The organism is Sphingopyxis sp. Root154, from assembly GCF_001427105.1.
Classification (GTDB): domain Bacteria; phylum Pseudomonadota; class Alphaproteobacteria; order Sphingomonadales; family Sphingomonadaceae; genus Sphingopyxis.
Genome location: NZ_LMGI01000005.1, coordinates 67,817 through 82,802 on the forward strand (window position 1 = coordinate 67,817; position 14,986 = coordinate 82,802).

At 65.3% G+C, this 14,986-nt stretch carries 11 protein-coding genes; 4 read left to right on the forward strand and 7 right to left on the reverse strand.

The annotated features are described in order from the left end of the window. Positions 1-11 precede the first annotated feature (11 nt). On the reverse strand, positions 12-2,147 hold the full coding sequence (locus tag ASD73_RS21985; protein ID WP_056376171.1) for a TonB-dependent siderophore receptor: 2,136 nt from the start codon (positions 2,145-2,147) through the stop codon (positions 12-14). 425 nt (positions 2,148-2,572) lie between these two features. Here ASD73_RS21985 and paoA point away from each other — a divergent pair, with 425 nt between their 5' ends. The 3 genes from paoA to paoC are packed head-to-tail and all read left to right on the forward strand — an operon-like array spanning position 2,573 to position 6,366. Continuing rightward, positions 2,573-3,214, forward strand: coding sequence for an aldehyde dehydrogenase iron-sulfur subunit PaoA (gene paoA / locus ASD73_RS21990; RefSeq protein ID WP_056368421.1), 642 nt, complete (start codon positions 2,573-2,575; stop codon positions 3,212-3,214). Further along, positions 3,211-4,161 carry an FAD binding domain-containing protein gene (locus ASD73_RS21995; RefSeq protein WP_056368389.1) on the forward strand — a complete coding sequence of 317 codons (951 nt, stop codon included), beginning with the start codon at positions 3,211-3,213 and terminating at the stop codon, positions 4,159-4,161. Before paoA ends, ASD73_RS21995 begins: the two co-directional genes overlap by 4 nt. 3 nt (positions 4,162-4,164) lie before the next feature. Next, positions 4,165-6,366, forward strand: coding sequence for an aldehyde oxidoreductase molybdenum-binding subunit PaoC (gene paoC / locus ASD73_RS22000; RefSeq protein WP_056368390.1), 2,202 nt, complete (start codon positions 4,165-4,167; stop codon positions 6,364-6,366). Between the two features lie 22 nt (positions 6,367-6,388). Here the strand turns inward: paoC and ASD73_RS22005 are convergent, their stop codons facing one another. Beyond that, positions 6,389-6,964, reverse strand: a complete 576-nt coding sequence (locus tag ASD73_RS22005; RefSeq protein WP_056368392.1) for a nucleotidyltransferase family protein — start codon at positions 6,962-6,964, stop codon at positions 6,389-6,391. Positions 6,965-7,021: 57 nt separating this feature from the next. On the opposite strand from ASD73_RS22005, the gene ASD73_RS22010 reads away from it, so the two are divergent. Then, positions 7,022-8,017: an XdhC family protein gene (locus tag ASD73_RS22010; RefSeq protein WP_082521779.1), complete on the forward strand. Its 996-nt coding sequence runs from the start codon at positions 7,022-7,024 to the stop codon at positions 8,015-8,017. Here ASD73_RS22010 and ASD73_RS22015 read toward each other — a convergent pair. The 5 genes from ASD73_RS22015 to ASD73_RS22035 form a co-directional block, all read right to left on the reverse strand. Then, positions 8,014-9,081 (reverse strand): tetratricopeptide repeat protein, encoded by a 1,068-nt coding sequence (locus ASD73_RS22015; RefSeq protein WP_056368394.1) that lies wholly within the window; start codon positions 9,079-9,081, stop codon positions 8,014-8,016. The two genes, ASD73_RS22010 and ASD73_RS22015, sit on opposite strands and share 4 nt — an antisense overlap. 189 nt (positions 9,082-9,270) lie before the next feature. Beyond that, complete coding sequence (locus ASD73_RS22020) at positions 9,271-11,034, reverse strand: vWA domain-containing protein (protein WP_082521780.1); 1,764 nt, start codon at positions 11,032-11,034, stop codon at positions 9,271-9,273. A 112-nt stretch (positions 11,035-11,146) separates the two neighbouring features. Beyond that, on the reverse strand, positions 11,147-11,683 hold the full coding sequence (locus tag ASD73_RS22025) for an RNA polymerase sigma factor (protein WP_056368396.1): 537 nt from the start codon (positions 11,681-11,683) through the stop codon (positions 11,147-11,149). A gap of 167 nt (positions 11,684-11,850) precedes the next feature. After that, complete coding sequence (locus ASD73_RS22030) at positions 11,851-14,208, reverse strand: bifunctional diguanylate cyclase/phosphodiesterase (protein ID WP_056368397.1); 2,358 nt, start codon at positions 14,206-14,208, stop codon at positions 11,851-11,853. A 77-nt stretch (positions 14,209-14,285) separates the two neighbouring features. Beyond that, a complete protein-coding gene (locus ASD73_RS22035) occupies positions 14,286-14,699 on the reverse strand; it encodes a cupin domain-containing protein (protein ID WP_056368399.1) in 414 nt (137 codons plus the stop codon). Positions 14,700-14,986 lie beyond the last annotated feature (287 nt).

A 14,986-nucleotide genomic window follows, 5' to 3' on the forward strand; every position in this document is an offset into this window, starting at 1 on the left:
CACCCTGTTTCTCAGAATGTATATTTCAGCGTCGCCCGCGCGTTTCTCGGCTCGCCATAGACGAAGCCCGGGAACCAGACGTTGCCGCTGTAAAAGCGCTTGTCGAAGAGATTGTCGACATTGACCTGCAGCGACAGTGCCTCGGTCAGGTCGTAGCGCGCCATGATATTGGCGATGGCATAGGCGGGCTGGCCGATCCGCTCCTCGACATTCGTGCCGGGATTGACGGCGGTCACCGGCGGCCGGCTTTCCCATTTCACCGCGCCGCCGACGCTCAGGCCGTCGAGCGTTCCGGTAAAGTCGTAACGGGTCGCGAAGTTGAACACGCGGCGCGGCTGATGCGCGAGCACATGCGCGCCATCGGCATCTTTCGCGCTATAGTCGCTCCAGCCGGCGCTGACGTCCCATTGCGGGGTGATCTTGCCGACGATTTCGATTTCATAGCCCTTGGCGACCGTTCCCTTCGCGCCGCGATAGGCCTGGATCGGGGTGCCGGGGATGAACCCGTCGGCAATCGCCAGATTATCCTGCTCGATACGATAGACCGAGAGCGTCGCCAGCAGCTGGCCGTCGAGCAAGAGGGCTTTCAGGCCGGCTTCGTAATTGGTGCCTTCGAGCGGATCGATCAGATTGTTGTTGCGATCGCGCAGGTCGCCCTGCGGCTTGAAGATATTGGTATAGCTCGCATAAGCGGACAAATTGTCGGTGAAATTATAGACCAGCCCGACATAGGGCGTGATCTGGCCCTTGTACGAGAGGGTATAGGGCGAGCTGTACAGGCTCTGTTCCTCGTTGCGCTTGTAATAGCTGACGCGACCGCCGCCGATGAGCTTCAGCCCGCCGATCAGGCTGATCCGCGTCGAGGCATAAACCGCCGCCTGCGTCGTGTTGCCGAATCCGGACATGTCATAACGCGCGCCCCATTCGGGCTCGGCGAGCCCGCCGTCGAAACTGTTGAAGTCGGCGATCGGGTCGATCGCGACCGGATCGCGGTTGGTCCAGCCGTTGTCGACGCGGCTCGCCATCGCGCCGAACGCGAGGTCGTGCTGACCGCCCAGCAAGGTGAAGCTGCCATTGGCCTGGATGCTGCCATGCCATTGCTCGGGATCGGTCTTGTACCAATAGCCCGCGGTGGCCACGCCGACGCCGGTAGTGTGATCGGGCAGGCCGTCGAGCCACAGCAGCTTCGAATTTTCGAGTCCCTTGTGATAGCCGACATCGCCGCGAATTTCCCAGTCGCCGCCCAGTTTGCGCTTGAGCGTAGCAAAGGCCGAAATCTCGGTGGTGTTCCAGTGACCCCAGTCGGTGCCCGTGGTCTTGGAACGCGGCCAGTCGGTGCGCGTGCCGTCGCTGTACCAATAGGGCAATTGTGCCCACATGATCCCGTCGCGCTCGTCGCGCTGATAGCTTGCGCCGATGGACAGGGTGGTACGGTCGCCAAGATCGGCGTCGATCACGCCATAAAGGAGGAGGCCCTTCTTCTTTTCCAGATCGACGAAGCTGTCTTGCGTATACGCCTGAGCGACCGCGCGGGCGCGCACCGTCCCCGCGGCATTGAGGGGCGACTGGACGTCGAGGGTTGCGGAAAAACGATCCCACGAACCGGCCTCAAGGCTGATATTGCCCGTAAGTTCGCGCTCGGTCGCATGTTTGCGGATCAGGTTGACGACCGCCGACGGATCGCCGGCGCCCTGCATCAGGCCCGCGGCGCCGCGCACCAGGTCGACGCGCTCATATTGCGCGGTGCTGGTCTCGCCAAAGCCGACATTGCCATTTTCGAACGGTGCGCCGTCGAGCTGGAAATTCTGAACCTCGAACCCGCGTGCGGTGATCGCGCTGCGCCCGCGGTCGATATCTTTCTTGGAAATGCCGACGGTGAAGTCGAGCGCGTCGTTGATCGTGTTGAACGCCTGGTCCTGAATCTGCTGCTGCGTGATGACGCTGATCGTTTGCGGCGTTTCGAGCGGGGAGAGGGGGAGCCCGGTCGCGGCGGTGGGCTGATCGGTCCGGCCATAGCCGGTGACGACGATGGCATCGCCGGGTTTGTCGTCCGGTGCCGTCGGCAGCGTCTCTTGCTGCGCCTGCGCAAATGTCGAGACGCACAGAAGCGCCGATCCGGTCATCAGCAAACGAATGGAACGGCGCATCTTTTTCCCCTTGTGTCGGCGGCCGGGCCGCGTCGGTGATGCGCCACTAATGAGATTAACTCGCATTTGCAATATTGAAGGTCAGCTATTCGCTGTCGGCGTTAGTGCTTCACCCGCCGCCATTCGGACTATAGACAACCGCGGGGCGGGGACCCGCCCGCATCGCATTGTCGCGGGCCGCTTGATTTTCGGTGATATTATCGTGCCTTATGGGCGATTGATCCGCGCCGACGCCGCCGGGCCACGCGCTTTGCATCGCCCGGCGCGACGCCTGTTCCGCTGCCTGTTATTATGATACCTCTGCATCACGAATCCGGAATTTTCTGTGCCGACGCGGTCCCCATAAGCTGCGCGGTATCGACTGCCTGAACCTTCCCGTGGGCGTCCGCGTCCATCGGCAAACAGAACAGAAACGGACGAACGCGATGCAGACTCCAGAAGAATTTGAGCTGTCGCGGCGCGGCGTGCTTGCGGGCGGCGCAGCGTCGGTTGCGACGGTGACGCTGGTCCCGATCGGGACGGCAGCGGCTGCGGCCCCGGCTGCCAAATCTCCGCCGACCGCCAAAGTGGCCTTCGAGGTGAACGGTGCGGCGCGCGCGCTCGAACTCGACACGCGAACATCGTTGCTCGACGCGCTACGGGAGCATCTGCACCTGACGGGCACCAAGAAGGGCTGCGACCACGGCCAGTGCGGCGCCTGCACCGTGATCGTCGACGGGCGGCGCATCAACAGCTGCCTGACCTTGGCAGTGATGCACGAGGGCGAGAAGATCACAACGATCGAAGGCCTGGGCACGCCCGACAAGATGCACGCGATGCAGGCCGCGTTCGTGACGCACGACGGCTATCAATGCGGCTATTGCACCCCGGGCCAGATCTGCTCGGCGGTCGCGGTGCTCGACGAGATCAAGGCCGGGGTCCCGAGCCATGTCACCGCCGACCTCGGCGCCGCCCCGACGGTGACCAAGGTCGAGCTGCGCGAGCGGATGAGCGGCAATATCTGCCGCTGCGGCGCCTATTCGAACATCATCGATGCGATCACCGATGTGGCGGGAGTGAAGGCATGAAAAGCTTCACCTACGAACGCGTCGATAGCGCTGCGGCGGCGACTGCGGCATTTACCCGGACGCCCGGCGCGCGCTTCATCGCGGGCGGCACCAACCTGCTCGACCTGATGAAGCTCGAGATTGAGACGCCGAGCCACCTCATCGACGTCAGCCGCCTCGCGCTCGACAAGATCGAGGCGACGGCCGAGGGCGGACTCCGCATCGGCGCGATGGTGCGCAACACCGACCTTGCAAGCGATGCGCGCGTGCGGCGCGACTATGGCCTGCTCACCCGCGCGCTCGTCGCGGGCGCGTCGGGGCAACTTCGCAACAAGGCGACGACCGCGGGCAATCTGCTCCAGCGGACGCGCTGCCCCTATTTTTATGACACCAACCAGCCGTGCAACAAGCGCAAGCCCGGCAGTGGCTGCGCCGCGATCGGTGGCTTTAACCGGCTGCACGCGGTCGTCGGCGCGAGCGACGCATGTATCGCGACGCACCCCAGCGACATGGCGGTGGCGATGCGCGCGCTCGACGCCGCGATCGAGACGGTCGACGCGGCGGGCAAGGCGCGCGCTATTCCCATCGCCGATTTCTATCGCGCGCCGGGTAAGACTCCGCATCTGGAAACGGTGCTGGCGCCGGGCGAGCTGATCACAGCGGTTACATTGCCAAAGCCTGTCGGCGGGACGCACATCTATCACAAGGTGCGCGACCGCGCCTCCTATGCCTTTGCGCTGATTTCGGTCGGCGCAATCGTCCAGCGCGACGGGACCGGCCGTGTGGCGCTTGGCGGGGTCGGCTACAAGCCGTGGCGCGTCGAGGCGGCCGAGGCGGCGTTGCCGCGCGGCGCGAAGCCCGTCGCCGACGGCCTGCTGGCGGGCGCCAGGACCACCCATGAAAATGCCTATAAGCTGCCCCTCGTCGAGCGCACGCTCGCCGGGGTGCTGGCGCAAGCGAAGGGCTGAGCCATGAAATTCGACACGCCCGCAACGACCAATCCGATCGATCAGATGAAGATCGTCGGCAAACCCACCAATCGCATCGAGGGGCCGCTCAAGACGACGGGCACCGCGCCCTATGCCTATGAACGTCACGATGTCGCGGCAAACCAGGCCTATGGCTATGTCGTCGGATCGGCGATCGCCAAGGGGCGGATCGCGTCGATGAACCTCGACGAGGCCAGAGCGGCCCCGGGCGTCATCGCGATCGTCACCGCGGACAATGCGGGCAAGCTGGCAAAGGGCAATTTCAACACCGCCAAGTTGCTCGGCGGCCCCGATATCGAACATTATCATCAGGCCATCGCGCTCGTCGTCGCCGACAGTTTCGAACAGGCGCGCGCCGCCGCCTCGCTCGTCCGAGTCGAATATACCCGCGGCAAGGGCGCGTACGATCTTGCCGCCGCGATCGATACCGCGATCAAGCCGAAAGCCTCCTTCGGCACCGAACCGGATACCGCCGTCGGCAATTTCGCCGCCGCCTTCGCCGCGGCGCCGGTGCAGCTCGACGCGCGCTACACGACGCCCGATCACAGCCACGCGATGATGGAGCCGCATGCGACGATCGCGGCGTGGGAGGGTGACAAGCTGACCGTCTGGACATCGAACCAGATGATCGCCTGGTCGGTCGGCGATATGGCCAAGACGCTCGGCATTCCAAAGGAAAATATCCGCTTCGACTCGCCCTATATCGGCGGAGGGTTCGGCGGAAAATTGTTCAATCGCGCCGATGTGCTGCTGGCCGCGCTGGGGGCGAAGGCATCGAAACGGCCGGTCAAGGTCGCGCTGCCCCGACCGTTGATGATCAACAACACGACGCACCGCCCGGCGACGATCCAGCGCGTCCGTCTCGGCGCGACAGCCGACGGCAAGCTCACCGCGATCGGGCACGAAAGCTGGTCGGGCGACCTGCCCGGCGGCGGCCCCGAAACCGCCGTGGCGCAGACGCGCCTGCTCTATGCCGGCGAAAATCGCATGACCGCGATGCGCCTTGCGGTGCTCGATCTGCCCGAAGGCAATGCGATGCGCGCGCCCGGCGAGGCGCCGGGGCTGATGGCGCTCGAGATCGCGGTCGACGAGCTGGCCGAGAAGGTGGGCATGGATCCGGTTGCCTTGCGCGTCCTCAACGACACACAGGTTGATCCCGAAAAGCCGAGCCGGCCCTTTTCGCAGCGCCAGCTCAACAAATGTCTCGAGACCGGCGCCGAGAAGTTCGGCTGGAGCAAGCGGGCCAAGCCCGGTGCCACGCGCGACGGGCGCTGGCTGGTCGGAATGGGGGTCGCCGCGGCGTTCCGCAACAATCTGAACGGACCATCGGCGGCGCGCGTTCGCCTCGCCAAATCGGGGGTCGTGACGGTCGAGACCGACATGACCGATATCGGCACCGGCACCTATACGATCATCGCGCAGACTGCGGCCGAAATGATGGGCGTGCCGCTCGACAAGGTGGTCGTGAAGCTTGGCGATTCGTCGTTTCCGGTGTCGGCGGGGTCGGGCGGACAGTGGGGTGCCAACAGCTCGACCGCGGGCGTATACGCCGCGTGCGTCAAGCTGCGCGAGGCTGTCGTACAGAAACTCGGCCTCGCGTCCGATGCGGTCTTTGCGGACGGCAAGGTCAAGGCCGGGCGCCGCAGCGTCGCGCTCGGCGATGCGGCGGCGGACGGCGAACTCGTCGCCGAGGACAATATGGAATATGGCGATCTCGCCGAGAAATTTCAGCAATCGACTTTTGGCGCGCATTTCGTCGAGGCCGGCGTCGATGCGATGACGGGCGAAATCCGCGTCCGCCGGATGCTCGCGGTCTGCGCCGCCGGGCGCATCCTCAATCCCAAGGCGGCACGCAGCCAGGTGATCGGCGCGATGACGATGGGCGCGGGCGCGGCGCTGATGGAAGAACTCGCGGTCGACAAGCGTTTCGGCTTTTTCGTCAATCACGATCTCGCCGGTTATGAAGTCCCGGTCCATGCCGACATTCCGCATCAGGACGTCATCTTCCTCGACGAGGCCGATCCGACGACGTCGCCGATGAAAGCAAAGGGCGTCGGCGAACTCGGCATCTGCGGCGTCGCCGCGGCGGTCGCCAATGCGATCTATAATGCGACGGGCGTGCGCGTCCGCAACTACCCGATCACGCTCGACAAGCTGCTGGGCAAGCTACCGGACATGGTGTGATCGCCAGCGTGAGAGCGGGGTTTTATTCGGGCAGATCGTCCGGCCGGTCGATGTCCACCAGCTCACCGGCAGGGGCGGGGACGAGTGCGGCATCGGCCAGCAGGGCCTTGCCCCCCCGGTCGCCCTCGCCGCTGCGCAGCGTTTCGAACAGCGCGCGGGCGAACAATGCCGGGGGCATCGCCGCCTCGCCATTGGTCGACGCGACGACGGGCGCCTTTACCGGATCGAACCGCGCCATGAGTTTGCGCAGATGGCCGGTGCCGACGAAGGGCATGTCCGCAAGGCAGACCATCGCCACTTCGTCGGGGCCCCGCGCCGCCTCGGCAATGCCGCACGACAGGGATCGCGACATCCCATGTTCGGGATGCGGATTGACGACAATCTCGAAGCCGTGCGCCGCCAGCAACCGCGCGAGCGTGCCACGGTCGTCGCGGCAGACGGCGATGCGCCGCCGCGGCGCCAGCAGGGCGATGTGCCGGGCCGCGTGCAGCGCCAGCGGTTCGCCAGCGAGCGGCGCCAGCAGCTTGTCGTCGGTCCCGAACCGCTGCGACGTGCCCGCGGCGAGCAGGATGACGGCGATGTTCGCGGCTTCTATCACGGCTCTCGTTCCTGCAGGCGCCCTTTGCGCGTCGCCGGACTTCAAAGCAAATCGCAGATGATAGCAACCACGCCCGCCGACATATTGCGCTTTGTCCTGGCGCGCGCCGCGGAGGGTGCCGGGACGATCCTCGTCACGCTCACCGCGATTAAGGGATCGTCGCCGCGTGCGATCGGCGCCCAGATGGCGGTCGCGGAGGACGGGCGATATGCCGGTTCCTTCTCGGGCGGCTGCATCGAAGCGGCGGTTGTCGCCGAGGCGATCGGAACACTATCCGACGGCCGCGCCAAGCTCGTGCGATTCGGCGCGGGGTCGCCCTATCTCGACATCCGGCTTCCGTGCGGCGGCGGGATCGACCTGCTGTTCAATCCGCGTCCCGATTCCGATGCGATCGCACAGGCGCTGGCGCAGCATGATCGCCGGGAGATGGCGGCGCTGCGGCTGGCCGACGATGGCGTGCATTCCGATACGATGACCGGCGCGCACGCGATCGCCGGCTGGGAGGATGGAAGCTTCCGCCTCGGCTATGTTCCGAAGCTTCGTATCGTCGCGATGGGGCAGGGCGAAGAACTCACCGCGCTCGCGCGCCTCGCCGCCGCCTTCGGCGCCAAGGTCAGCGTGATTTCCCCCGACGAACGGGCGCTTGCCGATCTGGATGCCGAGGGTTTCGACACCGTCCGGCTGACTTCGCGCACGAACCTGCCGCCGCTCGTCACCGATCCCTGGACGGCGATCATTTCGGTTTTTCACGATCGCGACTGGGAAGAGGAACTGCTGCCGCGCGCGCTCCAGCTTCCTTCCTTTTATATCGGGGCGATCGGGAGCCAGCGGACGCAGGATGTCCGGCGGAATGGCTTGCGCGAGGCCGGCGTGCCCGAGGATCTTCGGCTAAAGCTTCGCACGTCGGTGGGGCTGATCCCGGCGACGCGCGATCCGGCGACCCTGGCACTGTCGGCGCTGTCGCAGATTGTGCAGGACTATCACCAGCTCGGGGGTACGGACGCGGATGTCGACCGCCTGCCTATGGTTCGCAGCCTGACCAGCCCGGTTTAATCGCGCTCGCGCGGCTGCCGTATCACCTGATACCGGGCGTCGAGGTTGATCGCGCGTTGTTCGTCGACGTCGGCGCGCTTCGTATCCCCCTGTTTTCGAAGCAGAAGGCTGCGATTATAATAAGCGCGCGCCGACTGCGGCGCATGCCGGACCGCGCGGTCGAGATCGGCGATCGCGCGCGTGTTTTCGCCCTGACGGTCGTAAGCGAGGCCGCGGTTGAGGTAGGCGACCGACAGGTCGGGCGCGACGGCAATCGCTTCGTCGAACGCCGTGATCGCGCCGTCGAGGTCACCCTTCCATGCGCGTTCCAACCCGTCGGAAAGATGCGCGTCCGCTTGCGCTCGAACGGCTTTCGCGCCGATGTTCGCCAGCTTTTTGCACCGCGACAGCGTGCGGCTCGGATCGTTCACCGTGCAGGCGTTCCAGTCGCCGCGCCTGGGGGCGCCGCGCGCCGCGATGCGCGATCCCGTGACGACGACCGAATCCTCGGCGACTTCGCTCGATGAATAGGCCGAAATGGCGGAGGGTGAATCCTGCACTGGGCGGGCCATGCGCTGCGCCGAGACAATGATCCCCTCGCGTTCTTCGGCTTTTGCTGCCGGGGCGGCGGGCGGCGCCTGCGCCAATTCGACGCGCTTCGCCGTCGGCGCGGACGCGTCGGGAGGCGCCGCTACAATTGGCTCTGCAGCAGGGCCGTTCTTTGCGGACGGCGGTGCCGCGATTGCGACCGGAGCGGGCACGTCGGCCCGGTTGTCCACGACCGTTCGTACCGGCTCGTCCGTCTCGCGCGCAATCTGTTCGTCGGCCGCTGGCGCCCCCGGATCCAATGCCGTCCATGCGAAGGGCAGGCTGATCGCGGCGACCAGCGCGGCGGTTGCGAACAGCCCCGCTTGCGGACGCCGAAGATTGGCCCACCACGATACTCTCGTCGGTCGGGGCGCACCCTGCGGTGCAGGCGTCCCGTCGAAGCGGGCAAGCGCGTCGGCAATCGCCGTCTCGCGCCGTTTCGGGGCGGGCGGCGGCGGTTCGGGCAGAAAGGCTTTCAACTCGTCATCGCCCGCCATGGCTACGATGCCCCCGGCGCGGCGCGGCGCGATTTCGAACCCGGTCGAGATGGCAGGCGCGAGAGAAAGAACATGGGCATCGTCTGGCCTTATACGCAGAATATTACGGCGGTCGAATATCTCGATCGACCGGCCGAAACGGGCGGGGCGGATGCGGCGGCGCTTCGCGGGAATCGCCGCCGCATCATATTAGCGCTCCAGCTTTGCCAACGATCCCGCCGTCTTGGCGGCGCGGACCATCTGGACCAGTTCCATGCGATATCCGAAATCGTCGGTGCCGCGCGCGGCGCCGACGATCTGCAGCACATCATCATAGGTCATCGATCCGCTGTAGCGTCCGCCGCGGAGCAGTTCGGCAAAGGCCGCGACCCCGGTCGCAAAGCGCGCATCCTGCGGCGCGTCGGCGAAGCGGGTGAATTCGACGCGCCGGTCGATCGGCGTCGAAATCAGCTGGCTGCGATCCGACTTCGGCAGTTTGTAGCGGATTTTCACAAAGCCATATTCGCTCGACGGCGCCGCGAGGGCCCGCGGGGCGGGCTTGCTGTACCTGAGGTCGCCCATCGTGCGCGGCCCGCCGACGGGGACGATCTCGTAGATCGCGGTGACCGTCTGGCCCGAACCGACATCGCCCGCGTCGACCTTGTCATTGTCGAAATCGTCGCGGTTCAGCATCCGCGTTTCATAACCGAGAAGCCGATATTCGGCGACGGTGGCAGGGTTGAACTCGACCTGGATTTTCACATCCTTCGCGATCGGGAAGAGCGTCGAAGTGGCCTCGTCGACCAGCGTTTTGCGCGCTTCGCCCACCGTGTCGATATAGGCCGCGGCGCCGTTGCCGTTCTGGGCGAGCGTCTGCATCAGCGCGTCATTGTAATTGCCCATGCCGAAGCCGAGGACCGAGAGGAAAATGCCCTTGCCGCGCTCGCGCTCGATATAGCCTTTCAGCTCGTCCTGATTGGTAATGCCGACATTGAAATCGCCGTCGGTGGCGAGAACGACGCGGTTGACGCCATTGGGGTCGAGATTGCGCTCGGCCAGCGCATAAGCCTGGCGGATGCCCTCGGCGCCCGCCGTGCTCCCGCCCGCGCCGAGCTGGTCGATCGCCGCGAGGATCTTGCCCTTTTGGCTCGCCGGCGTGGGCTCGAGCGCGGTGCCCGCGTTGCCGGCGTAGGTCACGATCGACACGCGGTCGTTGCGATCGAGCTGGTCGAGCAGCAGGCCGAGCGATTTCTTGACCAGCGGCAGCTTGTTCGGCGCATTCATCGATCCCGACGTGTCGATCAGGAAGACGAGGTTGGCGCGCGGCCGCGTCGCGCGTTCGATCGCATAGCCCTTGATCCCGATGCGAACGAGCTTGCGGCCTGCGGTGAACGGACTGGGGAAGACCGCGACATTCGAGGAGAAGGGCTGCTGCGCGCTGCGCGGCGCCGCATAATCATAGGGGAAATAATTGACCAGCTCCTCGGTCCGCACCGCGGCCGGCTGCGGCAGAGCATTGTTGTTCAGCGACGCGCGGACAAAGGAATAGGAGGCGGTGTCGACATCGATCGAAAAGGTCGACACGGGTTCGTCGCGCGCGATCTTGAACGCATTTTCCTGCGTCGAGGTGAATTTGTCGCGCCCGACATCCTGATAATAGGGCATCATCCGATCGGGATAAGGGGCGCGAATGGCGCTGCCCGTCACGACCATTTTGCGGGCCTGGGCCGGCGGCGGCGATGCGATGTGTTGCGAACCGATCACCGACATCGCCACCGGTGCATCCATCACGCGTCGGTCTATCGTCTGTCCGGTGACGACGATGTCCGAAGCATGCTCCTCCAGTTCGGCCTTTGGGGCCGGCGTGGAGGCTTCCGACGATGGTGATGCAATGTCGGGTTCGTTCGATTGCGAGCAGGCGGTGACGAGCGTGATCGAGAGACCCGCGGTAAGCATCAGATGGAAACGGGACATGAGATGTCTCCCTGGCAACAGCGGTGCACAATCGCCCGCATGTCACTGGGACGCGTGGGCGCGGGAAATCCTTGGCGGCCTTTGCGAAAAAATTTCCGGAGGTACCTCGCGGTCAGTCGTCGGGGCCGGGATTTGCCGCCAGCTGGCGCCGGATTTCGTGCATCCGCCACGACACGGTCGCTTCGGCGATCCCCAGAATCTGCGCGGCTTCGGCGTGCGACAGCTGCTGCCCCGCGATCAGGACGGCGGTGTCGCGAAGGTCGGGTTTCAATCGCGCGATCGCGCTTTCGATCCAGACCGCGTCATACAGGTCGCGGCCGTCGGGCCCCCGCGCCAGTCCGGCCATGATACTCAGCCGTCCGGTGAACCGCGTAAAAGCCGACCGCCGCCGATGGAAATCGCGACAGGCGTTGTAGACGATGCTGCACAGCCAGGTCGTGAATTTGGCGTCGCCGCGAAAGGCGGAGAGCCTTTCGGCGAGTATGCAGCAGACATCCTGCGCAATATCGTCGGCATCGGCGCGCGATCCGGTCAATTGCCACGCGAGGCCGTGGATGCGGTCATAGTGGCGCCGCAGCAATGTTTCGAAGGCGTCGCGGTCGCCTGCGATCGCTGCCGCAAGAATATCGGGTTCGTCGGCGTCGGCCATGCGTCAGCCCCGCGTGCGCGATGCGCCCCGACGACATTCGGCTCCGGAATCAGGCTCGCCGGCGGACCGAAGGTCCCGCACTGGCCAAATTGATCCCCCGCATCCTGCCATCGCGATGAGTTGTGCCTCATTCGCCGCAGGAAGGCCATCGCTGACTTTCGGGGGGCTCAGCCCTCCGCGTCGCGCTTTTCCATCTCGGGCAGGCCCAGCGGCCAAGCTTCCGCCTGAAAGGGATCGGCCGCGGGGCGGCCGAAATAATAGCCTTGCGCCTGCGGGCAGCCTTCGTCGAGCAGCATCTGGCGCTGTTCCTGCGTTTCAACACCCTCGGCGACGATCGGCATGTTGAAACTGCGGCCGAGCCCGATGATCGCGCGAACGATCGATCGCGCCGCCTCGTCGTCCGAAATCGAGGCAACGAAGCTCTTGTCGATCTTGATCTTGTCGAACGGGAAGGCTTTCAGGTTGCTCAGCGACGAATAGCCGGTGCCGAAATCATCCATCGCGATCCGGACGCCGAGCGCGCGGATTTCGTGGAGCGCCTTCAGCGCGCTGTGCCGGTTGCGCAGAAAGGCGGTCTCGGTGATTTCGAGCTCTAGCCGATGCGCCTCGAGTCCCGATTGCGACAGCGCGTCGCGAACCACGGCGGGCAGGTTTGGCACCTGAAACTGGATCGTCGACACGTTGACGGCGATCGAGACATTCTTGGGCCAGCCCGCCGCCGCGCGGCAGGCCTCGCGCAACACCCATTCGCCGATCGGGACGATGGCGCCGATTTCCTCGGCGACGGGGATGAAATCGTCGGGCGCGATCTCGCCGCGTTCTGGGTGGTTCCAGCGGAGCAAGGCTTCATAACCGATCACCGAAGCAAAGGCGGTCGCGACGAGCGGCTGGTACACGACATAAAGCTGATCGCGGGCGATCGCGTGCCGCAAATCATGTTCGAGCGCGCGGCGTTCCTGCGCGAGTTCATCCATCTCCTGATCGAAGAAGGCGGCGTTGCCCCTTCCATTCTTCTTCGCGCGATAGAGCGCCGTGTCGGCGTTGCGCTGCAGCACTTCGGCATTGGCTCCGTCCTGCGGAAAGAGCGCGACGCCGATGCTGACCCCGACCGCCATCGGATCGCGCGCTACGTCCATTTCGATCGCCAGCGTGTCGAGGATGCGCGCCGACAGCTTGCGGGCGTCGTCGGGTCCCGAAACGCCGGTCTGGATGACGAGGAATTCGTCGCCGCCGATGCGCGCGACAATGTCGTCGGCGCGCACGGCCGACCGCAGAATGTCGGCGATGCGGCGCAGTATATCGTCGCCGGCGCCGTGGCCGAATATGTCGTTCACCGCCTTGAACCGGTCAAGGTCGAGCGCAAGCAGGGCGAACGGCGCCTTCGCGTCGATCGCGGCGTCGAGCGCGCGCGCGAAGTGGGTGCGGTTCGACAGATCGGTCAGCGCGTCGTGCGACGCCAGATGTTCGATCGCCCGCTGCGCGCGTTTCCGGTCGGACAGGTCGCGGATCGCCAGGACCTGGCAGCTTCGCCCGCGATATTCGATCGTCTGGGTCGCGATTTCCAGGATATGATCTTCATCGGTGCTGCTGCGGACGCGCGCTTCGGCGGAATGGCCGTCGGGCGGTTCGAACGAGCCGCCGTCGCTTGCGACGAACCAGTCGGAGGGTGAGCTGCCCACGATCGCGCCGCTGCTGACGCCAAGCAGGGCGCAAAGCCGCGCGTTCACCTCGATGATCCGCCCGTCGTGCGTGATCGCGAGCGCCTCGAGCGTCGCATCGGCGAGGCCATGCGCGTCGGTGAGCCAGCGGTCGACGAGCGAGCCGGTGAGCGCCAGCGCGACCAGTGCGATATTGGCAATGACGATTGCCGGCACGAGCCAGTCGCGGCTGCTCCCCGCCCCCAATGCGCCGCCGCGCGTCGGATCGGGGACGAGCGTGGTGGCCGACATCGCGGTGAAATGCATCACGACGATGGCGAGCACGGCGAAACCCGCAGGCAGCGCGACCTTCGTCCAGCCCTTCGTTCTTGCAAATGCCAGGAAGGCGGCAAAAAAGCAGAGCCCCGACAGCAGCATCGAGATGAGGATCGGAACCCAGTCATAGGTTACGCGAGCCGGCGCAATGATCGACGCCATGCCGGTGAAATGCATCGCCGCGACGCCAATCGCCGCGCCCGCGGCAGCAATCGCGCAGCGTCCGGCGCTGGGCGCCTTGCCCAGCAGTCGAAAGCTGCACCAGAAGAAACCGATCGCGATCGCGACCGACAAAATGGTCAGGCCGACGTCGAAACGGATCGGCATCGATCCGCGATAGGCGAGCATGGCGACGAAATGCGTCGCCCACACGCCCACGCCTTCGGCCACCGCTGCGACCATGAGCCAGTGACGCCGGCGCGCGTCGACGCAGTGTGTCGAGCGGTTCAGAACGACAAAAAGGCTAATATTCCCGAGGATGCAGACAAGCGCGGCAATCAGGACAAACCGCAGATCGTGCTGATAAACGACGCACTCGAGGACGCTGAACATGCATGCTCTCCCTGGTCCCCGTCGCCCTTTTGCCTCTCAATTCTAAAGATTGCCTTATTGGATGATTGGTAGGCGTATCAGCGCGCCTCGACGACCTCGGCCGGGACGAGCAGGGGTTTGCCCTTTTCCACGATATAGGTCGCGAGTTCGGCGCCGTTCGCAGCGGTGCGATTGCGCGCCTTGTGCGCGACGCCGGCGGGCACGAACAGCACTTCGCCGGCTTTCAGCGTCACGGGCGCCTGCCCCTCGAGCTGATATTCGAGCGTTCCTTCGATGACGTAGATTACCTCTTCGCCGGGATGGCGGTGCCAGGGCGCGACCGCGCCGGGCGCGATGTCGATACGCGCCTGGATCGTCTCGCGGCCGGGCGCCGAGAGGTCGTGGCGCTGAAGGTCGGTCCGGCTGAGGCCTTCGGGAGCGGGCATCGCGGCCATGGCGGGGCTCGCGAGCAGGAGCGCGGCGGTGGACAGGGCACGGATATGTCGGGTCATGATGGCCTCCTTTGGCGTGACTGGAAGGGCGGTTCTGGCCGCTTGGGGAGAGTTTCGCCGTCGCCGCGCTCAAGGTTACTTGCCGCCAAAAGATTCATCGCATATAGTTAGCATACTAAGTAAAATGATCATGCAAGAAGGCGCCGACGATGCGGGGTGGAATGCCAAGTATTTTCAGATTTTCCGTACGCGGGACGCCGTTCGCATGACCGACGTTGCTGCTTTGCTTCCCCAGTTGATGACCCGGATTGCCGGTGCCGGTGTGTTGTCGGGTCTGACGCGCTTGT

Coding starts and splice junctions, on each gene's coding strand:
- ASD73_RS21985 (WP_056376171.1), bottom strand. CDS start 2,147: ATGCGCCGTTCCATTCGTTTGCTGATGACCGGATCGGCGCTTCTGTGC.
- paoA (WP_056368421.1), top strand. CDS start 2,573: ATGCAGACTCCAGAAGAATTTGAGCTGTCGCGGCGCGGCGTGCTTGCG.
- ASD73_RS21995 (WP_056368389.1), top strand. CDS start 3,211: ATGAAAAGCTTCACCTACGAACGCGTCGATAGCGCTGCGGCGGCGACT.
- paoC (WP_056368390.1), top strand. CDS start 4,165: ATGAAATTCGACACGCCCGCAACGACCAATCCGATCGATCAGATGAAG.
- ASD73_RS22010 (WP_082521779.1), top strand. CDS start 7,022: ATGATAGCAACCACGCCCGCCGACATATTGCGCTTTGTCCTGGCGCGC.
- ASD73_RS22015 (WP_056368394.1), bottom strand. CDS start 9,081: ATGGCGGGCGATGACGAGTTGAAAGCCTTTCTGCCCGAACCGCCGCCG.
- ASD73_RS22020 (WP_082521780.1), bottom strand. CDS start 11,034: ATGTCCCGTTTCCATCTGATGCTTACCGCGGGTCTCTCGATCACGCTC.
- ASD73_RS22025 (WP_056368396.1), bottom strand. CDS start 11,683: ATGGCCGACGCCGACGAACCCGATATTCTTGCGGCAGCGATCGCAGGC.
- ASD73_RS22030 (WP_056368397.1), bottom strand. CDS start 14,208: ATGTTCAGCGTCCTCGAGTGCGTCGTTTATCAGCACGATCTGCGGTTT.
- ASD73_RS22035 (WP_056368399.1), bottom strand. CDS start 14,699: ATGACCCGACATATCCGTGCCCTGTCCACCGCCGCGCTCCTGCTCGCG.